Origin of the sequence: uncultured Campylobacter sp. (assembly GCF_937981295.1) — a bacterium.
Taxonomy (GTDB): domain Bacteria; phylum Campylobacterota; class Campylobacteria; order Campylobacterales; family Campylobacteraceae; genus Campylobacter_B.
On record NZ_CALJPC010000088.1, the window covers coordinates 63,984 to 75,674 of the forward strand.

The window sequence follows — 11,691 nt, forward strand, 5'->3', positions numbered from 1 at the left end:
CGCTACGAAACAAACAAGCGACAGGCGCCTAAATTTAATCCCGCCGCTAGCCTTCGCGGTGCAAAATTATATAGCCCAGCTTCGTGCCGTTTTCGTCCGAAAATGCTCGCACGTAAAAATAATGCCCGTCCTTTTTGATAAAACTCTGCGCCCTAAAATCAAGCGTCGCCAAAATCGACAAAACGTCGTAATCCGGCGCGCTGTTTACGACGATAAAGTCCTTGATAACGCCTATTTTATCGTAGAAGCAGTCGGTCTCGAACCTCTTATCTACGAGGATAAAAATATCGTTTCCCATACGGTTGATCTGCGCGATGACGTGCTCGAAATCGAGCATTATCTCGGCGCTTCCGATAAATTTACCGTCGCTAAAAACCGGCGAAATTCCGCGCATAAAAACCCCGCACCGCCCCATCTCCACAAGCGCTTTGGGAAGCAAGCTCTGGCGGATCTGCAAAAGCGAATGGCGAAAGGAGCTCAGATCGTCGTTGTAAAATTCGTCGCTCCAGCTTCTGGCTAGACTTCTGATGTTTTGCGTGTGAAAATGTATCTTCACGCCCGTGTAGAAGGGCACCGCGCTTAAAATGTCTTTGTATTTTTTCGTCACGTCCATGCACTCGCCGTGTTTGCCGCTCTCAAAGCAGCGCACCACGTCGCTGTTTTGAGACAAAATCAGCGAGATCGCAAAGGCGTTTAGCTTCTCTTCGTCCACGATCTTTTCAAACAAGCTCGCGCTGAAATCGAACTGCTGCTTGATTTTTATCTCGTTTTCCTCGCTTTTAAAGCGCAGGTAAAATGCAAAGGTGGCGACGCAGCAAGCAAGCGCGAAAAGGCTTAGGTATTTTTTGGAGCGCGCGCCTATCATCTGAATTCCATCTTTAAATTTGCCGCTAGAACTTCTGCGAATTGGCTAAATTCTGGCAGATCGAGTTTGCCGTTTCGCATCTTTTTTCCCCAGACGGACTCCGGGAAAAAGCTGTCGTTTTTAAAGCGCGCTTGGACGTGAAAATGCACGCGCGGCACGTAGTTTGCGAAGCTTGCGATGTTGATCTTATCAGGCGCGTAAAACTCCCGCAGGCTCTTTTCGCACTGAAGCACGGCGCGCCACAGATGCGCCAGCGTCGCCTCGTCGCAGTCGCTAAGCTCTTTAAATTTTGCCTTCGTAAAGACCTTCACCCACGGCACTTCATGCTCCTCACGCTCCACGTAAATCATCTCGTCTTCGTAAATCATCGCTTCTCCTTGAAAATGGAATTTTAATGCAAAGCCCATTAAAGCTCGGTAAATTCCTCTTACATAAATAATATACTAAAATACATTAATTAAATATATCTATAAAATCTCGATATATTCGTGATTTTTATGCTATAATTCTATTTTTTAAAAGGAATATATATGAAATCAGTTTGGACAATGATCCTATGCGCCGCGGCGATTTTGATGATTACGATGGGCATTCGTATGTCATTAGGTCTTTTCGTACAGCCCATAATGCAAGCAAATTCCCTATCCATCGCACAAGTAAGCTTTGCGATGGCAACTACGCAGCTGGTATGGGGCTTTTCGCAACCGCTTAGCGGGATACTTGCAGACAAGCTCGGTGCCTACGTCGTGCTGTTTTGGGGCAGCGTGCTTTTGGCGATTAGTTGCACTCTTGTGCCGTTATTTAGTAGTGAAAGCGCGCTTGTATTAACGATGGGTTTTGGGCTTGCATTGGGGCTTGGCGCGGGTAGTTTTCCGATTCTAATGAGCCTAATGGCAAAGCGCCTGCCATTTTCTATCCGCTCGGTTGCTAGCGGAGTATTAAATGCAGGCGGCTCGTTCGGGCAGTTTTTATTTGCACCGATGATAGGGTTTTGTATCGCAACGCCTGCTTTGGGATACGGTGGCGCATTTTTTACGCTCGCAGGGCTAAGTCTGTTAATTCTGCCTCTTGCGAGACTTTTAGCAGGCAGTAAAATTCTACTTGGCGAGCAAACCAGCCTGCATGAAGAAGATAAGCGCAGCTTAGGCGAAGTTCTGCGTTTGGCACTGCGCGATAAAAGCTATATTTTGATAAATTTAAGCTTTGCTACGTGCGGTTTTCACGTAGCATTTTTAGTGACGCACCTGCCTAGCGAAGTAGCACTAAGCGGGCATGGCGCGCAGGTAGCGTCCTTTTCGCTCGCACTGATTGGTATCGCTAACATCGTAGGCAGCTTATTCGTAGGTTGGTGTGTTTCCAAAGTGCGCTGTAAAGCCATTTTATTTTGCATATATGCCCTGCGTATCGCTCTTATTGGTGCTTATGTGCTCTCGCCAAAAGATAGCCTTACGTTTTATATCTTCAGCGTGGGATTAGGATTTACCTGGCTAGCGACCGTACCGCCTACTGCAGCTGCCGTAGGTAAGCTATTAGGGACGCGATATTTAGCAAGCCTATTTGGATTTACGATGCTTTCGCATCAAATCGGCGGATTTTTTGGCGCATATATCGGAGGTCTTGCGGTGCGAGCATACGGCGCGTATGATTATATGTGGTATTTGGATATGACGCTAGCGGCTATTGCGGCTCTGCTAAGCCTGCCTGTGCGTGAAGCTAAGATGAAGCACGTGAAATTTTAAAAATTTTATGGGATTTTGAAATTTACGGACGGAATTTTTGCGAAATTTTGCAAGCTAAATTACGACGAAATTTTGAAATTCTTAAAATTTTAAAATTTATCGGATTTTATGTTTCGCACGATGAAATTTCACTTTAGCTTTAAAATTCCGCTGTGATAAAATACAAAATCCGCTTATGTTTTCAAATTTAGCCGGGGAGAGATTTTAAATTTTATAGAATTTTGAAATTTTAAAATTTCGGCTCGTGCAGCATTTTAAAGGCCGGCGCGAGAGCATCTGCAAAGCCTTTAAAATTTTCAAATTCCTCCGCGCTAAGCTCTGCACTAAACTCCGCTCCCGCATCGCCGAAGCTCGCTTCATAAACAAAACTTGATTTTTTAAAAAAATGTTCAAATTTAGCCACCGCTGCAAACGGCACGAAAAATATGCACTTCTTACGCAGCACGAATTCCACTAGCTCTGCGGCGTCCGCAGCGGCGTCTATCGCGGCATTTGCACTACTAGCGTATGCCCGCACGAGCCCGCCGGTGCCTAGCTTGATGCCGCCGAAGTAGCGCACCACGAGCACTGCGGCATTAATTAGCTCGGCGCCGCGAAGCGCGTTTAGGCACGGCGCGCCCGCGGTCGATTTGGGCTCGCCGTCGTCGCTTGAGTTTTCTACGATCTGCCCGGGCTCATTCAGCGCGCGATACGCCCAGACGATATGGCGCGCCTTTGGGTGTTGCTGTCGCAGCCTCGCACGCAGCGCCTCAAAGCTCGCTAGCGGCGCTAGATAGGCGATGAAGCTTGATTTTTTGATCTCCTGTGCGGCGCTGATCTCTTTTTCAATCGTTTTCAAGGCTTTCCTTTGCGGAATTTTATCTTTTTTGCATTATAATAAAAGTTCAAAAAAAGATCAAAGGAGCTTTATGATCCAGACCTGTTTATTTCCCGCGGCGGGCTACGGCACGCGCTTTTTGCCCGCGACCAAATCGCTACCAAAAGAGATGCTTCCGATACTTACCAAGCCGCTCATTCACTACGGCGTGGACGAGGCGCTGGAAGCGGGTATGGATAATATGGCGTTCGTCACGGGTCGCGGCAAGCGCGCGCTGGAGGATTATTTCGACCGCAGTTACGAGCTGGAGGATCAAATTTCAGGCAGCAGTAAAGAGTATCTACTCGACGAGATCAGGACGCTTATGAAGCGCTGCACCTTCTCTTTCACGCGCCAAGAGCAGATGAAGGGGCTCGGCAACGCGATTTATACGGGTAAAATTTTAATCCGCGACGAGCCTTTCGGCGTGGTGCTAGCAGATGATCTGTGCGTGAACGAAAACGGCGAGGGCGTGCTTGCGCAGATGGTTAAAATTTACGAAAAATACCGCTGCAGCGTCGTTGCAGTGATGGAGGTGCCGCCGCAGGACGTAAACAAATACGGCATCATCGCCGGCAAAAGCATCAGCGACGATCTAATAATGGTCTCGGATATGATCGAAAAACCTGAACCTAGCGAGGCTCCGTCAAGCTTAGCCATCATCGGGCGCTACATCCTAACGCCCAATATTTTCGATCTCATCGAGCAGACGGCGCCCGGTAAAAACGGCGAGGTGCAGATCACCGACGCGCTTTTGAAACAGGCTCAAAACGGCGTGGTGATCGCATATAAATTTAAAGGCACTCGCTTCGACTGCGGCTCGGTGAAAGGCTACGTGGACGCGATCAAATATTTCTACGAGCGAGAATTCGGCGATGGTAAAAAATGAGCTGTTTTTCCCGCCGGCAAAAGAGGGTGCGCTAGAAGAGGTAGCGGCAAAGATCCGCGCCGAATACGAAAGCGGCGAGATAGGCTACTACCGCCTGCCGCAGCAAGGCGCGGGCGTAATAGCGCAGGCGAAGGAATTTTTTAGCGCGCGAAGCTACGACGGGGTCGTGCTTTTAGGCATCGGCGGCTCCAGCGTGGGCGTGCGAGCGCTTTATGAGATGCTGCGTCCGCGCGTAAGAAAGAATTTGCGCTTTGAAATTTTAGACAATCTCGACGGGCACAGTGTAAACCGCGCGCTTGAAGGGTTAAATTTTGCTCGCACGATTTTCATAGTATCCTCTAAATCGGGCGGCACGATTGAAACGATCTCGCTTTTTAAGGTCGTTTTGCAGCGTTTTGGAATTTCAAATTTAAAGACGCTAGCAAAAAATTTCATCTTTATCACCGATGCGGGCTCGCCGCTTGATATCTTCGCGCGTGAGCACGGCGCCTGCGTGATAAATATGCCTGCTAACGTAGGCGGTCGTTTTAGCGTGTTAAGTGCAGTAGGGCTAGTGCCCGCAGTTGGGTTAGGTCTTGATGCAAGCGCGATGTTGCGCGGGGCTGCCGCCGCAAAAGAACGGTATCTGGATGAAATTTTAGCAGGCGATCCCGCTAAAATCGCGGAGAATAAAATTCTGCGAAAAGCCCATCACTACGCCACGCACAAAAGTGCGAAAATCAATGTCCTTTTTAGCTACGGCGACGCGCTGCGCGCATTGGGCGAGTGGTACGTACAGCTCTGGGCGGAGAGCCTAGGTAAAAAGATCGGCTTTAGCCGCGAGGGGCTTACTCCTGTAGGGCTTGTAGGCTCGCGCGATCAGCACAGCTTCCTTCAGCTCATAATGGACGGCGTAAAGGATAAGACCGTGACTTTCTTAAAGCTCACGGACAACGGCACTACGGACGCGGTACCTGGTATCAGTCTGCAAGGTCTTGAGGGCTGCGACTTCGTAAACGGCATGCGACTAGATGAGGTACTAAATCTTCAGTGCGATGCTACGCTGCAAGCTGTGCTAAATGAGGGTATCAGCGTCGATCTAATCGAGGTTTCGCAGCTTTGTGAGCAGAGCGTGGGCGAGCTATTTTACTACTTCGAGCTGCTAACCAGCGCTACCGGAGCAATACTAGGCGTCAGCACTTACGATCAGCCCGGCGTCGAGGTAGGCAAGAGAATTTTAAAATCGCTAGTTTTGAAATCGCGGGATTAGAATTTGCGGCGCTAGCTAGACGGAATTTCGTCGGGTCAAATTTTACTAAAGCCAGGCTCTACTCGCGCTCCATTTTTACTTAGGCTAAATTTTAGAATTTTAAAATTTACGTCGCGGAATTTTGATTTTTTGCTACGAGCATTTGAAATTTAGTTGCGAATTTCACGGCAGAATTCCAAGATTGCACCGCGAGGCGTAAAAATTTTGCGACTTGCAAGCGCACAGGGAGATGAAATGAAAATCAAAGGGATCGATCACTTCGTCCTAGTTACGGAGGATCTGCAAAAATGCGTGCAATTTTACGAAGGAATTTTGGGCTTAGAGCATGTTTGCGAGGGCGGCAAACACAGCCTGCGCTTCGGCTCCTCAAAGATCAATATTCACACTCGTGCGGGCGAGTTTGCGCCGTTTGCAGCGCGTCCTAGCGCAGGCTCGGCGGACTTTTGCCTCATCTGCGAGGGGCAAAGCGCGCAGCAGCTCAAAACGGAGCTTGAAAGCAAAGGGGCGCAAATAGAGCTTGGCGTCGTGCCTCGCACAGGCGCGCGTGGAGCTATGCAAAGTATCTATCTGCGCGATCCTGACGGCAATCTCGTAGAGCTCGGCGCATATGAAAGCGGCAATGATTAGAGCGTAAATTTTAAAGGCAAAATTTCAAGCGGAGCATTAGAATTTAAATTTTCTAAATTTTACCTTTTTGCTAAATACCGACAAGGTGCGTGGGACGGTATCTAAATCTATATGCGTTTTGCGCATAAAATACTCTCTTAATTCCAGATACTCTTTTTCGCTATAAATCAAAACATTTATAATTCTAAGATCGCCCGTTTCGCCGTATATCACAAGTCGGTCATAGACGCCTAAGCATCTGAAACTGCCATTTTTAAGATGCATCAATATACCCGCTCCGAATAGGCTAATTGCTATCATCGAAATTAGCGCGATCATCGCATGCATTCCGCGCATAACGTATGCGCCCAAAGGCCAAAGCGACAAAAATAGCATTTCAGGTATGCTTATCCTCTGCTGCCGGTCCCAGCGCGGATCAAAACTGACCGCAACGGCGCCGATTTGTTCAAGCTTCAAAGATTTATAAGCTTTATCTTCTTTGTAATATTTGATATCCGAATCGTTAAATACGAAATAGACGCCCTTTTGTTGCTTTTGCCTGGTAAAAAATATTACCAAAGCGAAAGGGAGTAGTCTAAAATTTTTGGGCTCAATGGGGTTTACTACGGTAACGACCGAGATGAAGAATAAGCATCCTATAAGCGTAGCAATCGTGGAATATTTCATATAGTCGTAAAAAGCATAGTCTTTTATTATTATCGGATTTTTGTCGTAATCTCTAAACTCAACCTCTTTGTTTCTTGTATCCATAACCGCTCGCTTTAGCTAAGATAATATTTTTCTATTTTATCAATATCGATATGTTTTCTAATTAAAAACCATTCTTTTATCTCGTTTAGCCTTTCCGCATCATATACGCAAACTAAATAATTTTTTGCCGATAAAATAGAGCTTAAATAATAAGTATTTTCCTGCTCATAGTACGGATAATCTACTACGATTGCAGAAAAGAATGAAAAATTCTTAAAATTGCCTACAATTAAAAAGTGAAAAAATATTTTCAAAAAGATTGCAGAAAGTATTGAAAAAATAAAGAATAATAAAATTTGCGATGATAAAAACGATAGTGCTGCAATAGAAAAAATTATAATAATATTATAAATGAAGCGGCGAATTTTATCATCGTTGCAATATCCCCAAAATGGTCTGCCTATCACATCATTTAAATGAAGATTGTTGGTCCTTCTCTCAAGCTCGCCGTTGTTATAGAAATCTATAGAATTATTCATAAAGTAGATTTTGCAATTATTGTTGCTAACGCAGCTGCTATAAATAAGTCTCAATACTATCGCTATAAAAATTCCAAATATAACGCTAGAGCCTATTTCCATCATCGATATATGGTGTTTTGAAAAAATTAAATCCCATATACTTAGGATATATCCACCTAAAATCATAGGCGCGTATAAAAATGTAATTGTAGATATTAGCAGCCTCTCATAATTTTTTACTATTATTGGATATTTGTCGTAATCCCTGGCTTTGGGGCTCTGCTGCAAAGAGCCGCTATCATCCGAGATAAAATTTTGCGGCTCTGCGTTGTTATCACAGGCAGAATTCTGATCCGCTTCGGCTTCTAAATTTAAAGCATCAGTAGCGGAATTCGGTGCTTTGGAATTCGGAGGTTCAGAATTCAGGATTTCAAAATTCGAGGCTTCGAAATTCAAGGTTCTAGAATTCGAAACTTCAAAATTAAAGGCTTCGGAATTCTGGATTTCAGAATTCGGGACTTTAAAATTTTCGCCGTTAGAATTTTGTTCCAAACCTCGCTTCGGCTCTTGATGTCGCTTTTGTAGTGGCTTTTTTAATTCATCTAGCCTGCTTTGATCCATTTGCCGCCTTTAATTTGATGGACGCGCCATTTTATAGCGCCGCCACTTAAAGCTCATTAAATTTTACCGCGCGTCCGTCGCGCGCAGGCAAGCCCGACGAACCGAAACGATGCCGACGGATCAGGCGCCGCGAAACCGCCTTTTTGTACAAAGCTTTAAACTGATCTGCGGGCCAAATTTCATCTCAAATCGCACAACCGCCTTCTGTGCCGGCGCTTGTCGCGTGAGATCACGCCCGAATAAGTATCATATCCGCCGCGGGCCGCACCGAGGCTTCAACGCCGTGCGGAAAAAAAGGCTCGGACGACAAAAGCCGCGCCTAGCCGTACAAATTTAGCGCGAGCTCGGCTGCTCAAGGCACTTGCAAATTTCATCTATACTTTAGCGTCTGTTTGCAAGCTCGCACAGTTCTTGCGCAGTGCGCCGAAATGGGGTGTCGCCCAATCCGATACAAAATCTAAAACGCGCCAAATCCGGACGATCTAGGCCTTAAAAATGCACTTTAAATTTCGCCCAAAAGCTTCTGCCGGGCTCATAAAGCCTCGTGCCGTTGGGGATAGTCTCGTAGCCTGCGATACCGCCGCCGTAGCCGCCTTTTGAGTTATGATAGGCATATTTGGCGTCGTTTAGGTTTTCCGCCGCTAGCAAAAATTGATAATTTTTGTATTTATAGCCCGCGCTTAGCCCCAGCGTCCAAAAGCTATCGCTCTTGCCCAGGTCCATGCCGCCTACGTCGCCGTAGCCTTTTTGCGCGCGGTTTTGCGACGCGTTAGTGTAGAAGTCGGCTTTGACGAACCAGTCTGGCTTTTCTAAACCGGCGCTTAGTTTAAACGCTAGAGGCGAAACCTTAGGCAGCGCGTCGCCATCTTTTAAGCCGCCCGCGTTTTTAGTCACCTTGCCGTAGACGTAGGATACTCCCGCCCCCAGCCTAAACATATCGGCTAGCAGCGTAGTGCCCTCGATCTCGCCGCCGTATAGCAGGGCGTCGGTATTAAAGGCGTCTGAGGACATGCCCATAGGACTATATTTTATCATTATGTAATCATCCATCTTTGAGACGAAAAAATTTGCGTTTATTTCGTAATTTTGATCTTTCAGTACGGCGCCAAAATCCAGCTGAGTATTTCTTTCTTTACGTAGCTCTAAGTTCGCGTCCTTGTTCGTTTCCCAGTGATCAGGTAGTCTTTGTGCGTGCCCTAACCCAGCATAAAGCGTTAAATTTTGCAGATATTTTTCGTATCTAAAAAATCCTGAAAATAAATTTTCTTTCCTGCTCTTATGCGTTTTTAACAGTTTTCTCTCGCCCGCGTCCAGCCTAAGTCCGCCAAAAAGCCCGTAGTCGTTTTCAAGGACGTATTCGTTTTGAGTGTAGATCGTTTTATACGTTACCTTGCGCTCTTTTACGTGCGGCTTTGATACGGCTGCGTCCATTTCGGCTTTAGATACGCCGGCTCCGCCCGTTCCGGCGCCTCTCCACTTAAATACATCCTCAGAGTACCCAGTGCCAAGATAGCTTGTTAGATTGTCGAAATTTAGCTCGCCTTCTAGCTTAAAGCCATACATATCGCGTATCGGGTGGCTGATGCTATATCCCTTGCCGCGCCCCGTGCCCGGTACCACCGGACGCATGGTGAAGTTGTCCATTATGTGATCGATCTGATGATAGTACGAACTTAGCCTGATCTTGTGCTCGCCGACGTCTTGTTCAAATTTGAGTCCGAAAGACTTACGGTCAAACTGCACGCCGTCCCTCATCCTGTCCGCATACGCCGCTTCGCCCTCGCCCAGATCCGTGCTAAGCTGAATGGCGGTAGAATCGGTAGGCGTGATCGTGCCTACGAGTGAGACGCTGTTACGTTTATAGTGTGTATGCATTTTCTGTCCGCCGCCGCTTTTATAGTCGCCGCTTTCATAATGCCCGCCCGAGATCTGCAAGCTGCCCCATTCATTGCCCACGACGGCGTCGGCTACGGTTTCGAAGCGTCTAAAGCTTCCGCCTAGCACGCTAAAATTCCCGCCGAATTGCGTTTTATCTAGTCTTAAAATATCTCGATCGAAGAAAATACCGCCGCTGATGAGCGCTCCATATCTGACGTCCTGCGGACCTTTGACGATGCGCACGGAGTTGTAGTTTTGCGCCGAGATGTAGGTGATGGGCGTATCCATACGCATGCCGCAGCCGCCGTTTAGCGTGCTGCCGTCGATGAGCACGGGCAGTCTGGACGCCGTCTGCGAGCGGTAATAAACCTCGCTGCCGCCTCCGCCCTTGCGCTCCATCGAAAAGCCGCTTAAGTTCAAAAGCGATTTTGCGATGTCGCCGTTTTCTAAAATAGTGTCTTTACCCGCGATCTCCACCTTCGTGGGCTCTTGCAAGATAGATTTTTTAAAATTCGACGATACGATTATCGTGCCTAAATTTACGTCCTTGCTCGCAGCATCGTCTGCGATCAAGGCGCCCCATAGCAAACCCCCCGCCACAACGTAAGATAACTTCATTTTTGATCCTTTGGATATTATGATAAACGATTGCGAAATTTAATCACAAAAAATATTAAATTTATATTAAATTTAATATTTTAAAAAGTTAAAATTTTACGCCGTAAATCCCAAGCCGAAGGGCGCTTCGGAAAAATATATAGCGATCCTTTAATCGCTAGAATTTAAATTTTCTAAATTCTATCTTTTCGTTGAAAATCGACATCGTGCGCTGAAGATTGTTTATATCTTTTTGCATCGTTTGCATAAAATAATCTCTCAGCTGCAGATACTCCTCTTTATTTGCCATCAAGATATTTAGTATCTCGACCTCAGCGTTTTCTTTATAAAGCACAAGCTGATCGTGAAGACCGAAAAAACCGAGGCTGCCGTTGCGTAGGTGTATAATAGCCTTTGCTCCGAAAATTCCTGATGCGGCTAAAACAAAAATACACAATATATCAGTTATGCTTTCGCCGATTGTCATATCGTATGCATCGGCGGCAAAAATTAATAAAATCCAAAGAAGTAGTGCTATTTTTATAAACCAATTTATCCTTTGCCGCATACTGTGTCTGCAATCAAAGCTAATTATCATCGCACCTATACTATTTAATTCGAAAATTTTACGGATCTTGTTTTTGTAATAATACAGAATTTTATCATTTTTAAACTCAAAATACATGCCGTCTTTATCCCTAATTACGGTCAACAATGAAATCAATATAGACGGAAGCATTCGAAAAGTCTTAAGACTAACGGGATTTACTATGGTAGCAAAAGTCAAAAATATAATAAAACCTATCAGTAGCGCCGGAAATTGATAAATCATAAATTCATAATATGTATGGTCTTTGATGATTATCGGTTCTTTATCGTAATCTCTAGCCTTGGAATTCTGCTGCAAAGAGCCGCTGTCATCCAAGATAAAATTTTGCTGCTCTGCGCTGTTTTCACAGGCGGAATTCAGAGCCGCTTCGGTTTCTAAATTTAAAGCGTCAGGATCGGAATTTAGGGTTTCAGAATTTGAAGCTTCGAAATTTGAAGGCTTAGAATTTGAGACTTCAGAATCCTGGGATTCAAAATTTGAAACTTCAAAATTAGAGGCTTCGGAATTCTGGATTTCAGAATTCGGGACTTTAAAATTTTCGCCGTTAGA

The 11,691-nt window shown here is 45.8% G+C and carries 11 protein-coding genes; 4 read left to right on the top strand and 7 right to left on the bottom strand.

The window, feature by feature from the left end; genetic code table 11:
• Positions 1 to 46 precede the first annotated feature (46 nt).
• Both Q0135_RS09010 and Q0135_RS09015 read right to left on the bottom strand, forming a co-directional pair.
• Positions 47 to 865, bottom strand: a complete 819-nt coding sequence (locus Q0135_RS09010) for a cache domain-containing protein (protein WP_297989930.1) — start codon at positions 863 to 865, stop codon at positions 47 to 49.
• Positions 862 to 1,233, bottom strand: coding sequence for an HIT family protein (locus tag Q0135_RS09015; RefSeq protein WP_297989932.1), 372 nt, complete (start codon positions 1,231 to 1,233; stop codon positions 862 to 864). The genes Q0135_RS09010 and Q0135_RS09015 overlap by 4 nt, the downstream gene beginning before the upstream one ends.
• A 162-nt stretch (positions 1,234 to 1,395) precedes the next feature.
• On the opposite strand from Q0135_RS09015, the gene Q0135_RS09020 reads away from it, so the two are divergent.
• The gene (locus tag Q0135_RS09020; RefSeq protein WP_297989933.1) at positions 1,396 to 2,604 is read left to right on the top strand and encodes an MFS transporter; all 1,209 of its coding nucleotides are present in this window, start codon (positions 1,396 to 1,398) and stop codon (positions 2,602 to 2,604) included.
• Positions 2,605 to 2,833: 229 nt separating this feature from the next.
• On the opposite strand, the gene Q0135_RS09025 is transcribed toward Q0135_RS09020, so the two are convergent.
• Positions 2,834 to 3,442 (bottom strand): YigZ family protein, encoded by a 609-nt coding sequence (locus Q0135_RS09025; protein ID WP_297989934.1) that lies wholly within the window; start codon positions 3,440 to 3,442, stop codon positions 2,834 to 2,836.
• A 70-nt stretch (positions 3,443 to 3,512) separates the two neighbouring features.
• On the opposite strand from Q0135_RS09025, the gene galU reads away from it, so the two are divergent.
• The 3 genes from galU (at position 3,513) to Q0135_RS09040 (ending at position 6,225) form a co-directional block, all read left to right on the top strand.
• A complete protein-coding gene (gene galU / locus Q0135_RS09030; RefSeq protein ID WP_297989935.1) occupies positions 3,513 to 4,349 on the top strand; it encodes a UTP--glucose-1-phosphate uridylyltransferase GalU in 837 nt (278 codons plus the stop codon).
• Complete coding sequence (locus tag Q0135_RS09035; protein ID WP_297989936.1) at positions 4,336 to 5,598, top strand: glucose-6-phosphate isomerase; 1,263 nt, start codon at positions 4,336 to 4,338, stop codon at positions 5,596 to 5,598. The genes galU and Q0135_RS09035 overlap by 14 nt, the downstream gene beginning before the upstream one ends.
• 234 nt (positions 5,599 to 5,832) lie before the next feature.
• Positions 5,833 to 6,225, top strand: coding sequence for a VOC family protein (locus tag Q0135_RS09040; RefSeq protein WP_297989937.1), 393 nt, complete (start codon positions 5,833 to 5,835; stop codon positions 6,223 to 6,225).
• Between the two features lie 36 nt (positions 6,226 to 6,261).
• Here Q0135_RS09040 and Q0135_RS09045 read toward each other — a convergent pair whose 3' ends face one another.
• From Q0135_RS09045 to Q0135_RS09060, 4 genes are all read right to left on the bottom strand, one after another.
• Complete coding sequence (locus Q0135_RS09045) at positions 6,262 to 6,975, bottom strand: hypothetical protein (RefSeq protein ID WP_297989938.1); 714 nt, start codon at positions 6,973 to 6,975, stop codon at positions 6,262 to 6,264.
• An 11-nt stretch (positions 6,976 to 6,986) separates the two neighbouring features.
• Positions 6,987 to 8,057: a hypothetical protein gene (locus tag Q0135_RS09050; RefSeq protein WP_297989939.1), complete on the bottom strand. Its 1,071-nt coding sequence runs from the start codon at positions 8,055 to 8,057 to the stop codon at positions 6,987 to 6,989.
• Between the two features lie 489 nt (positions 8,058 to 8,546).
• Positions 8,547 to 10,553, bottom strand: coding sequence for a TonB-dependent receptor (locus Q0135_RS09055; RefSeq protein WP_297989940.1), 2,007 nt, complete (start codon positions 10,551 to 10,553; stop codon positions 8,547 to 8,549).
• 157 nt (positions 10,554 to 10,710) lie between these two features.
• On the bottom strand, positions 10,711 to 11,691 hold a 981-nt coding region (locus tag Q0135_RS09060), incomplete at its 5' end, for a hypothetical protein (protein WP_297989941.1).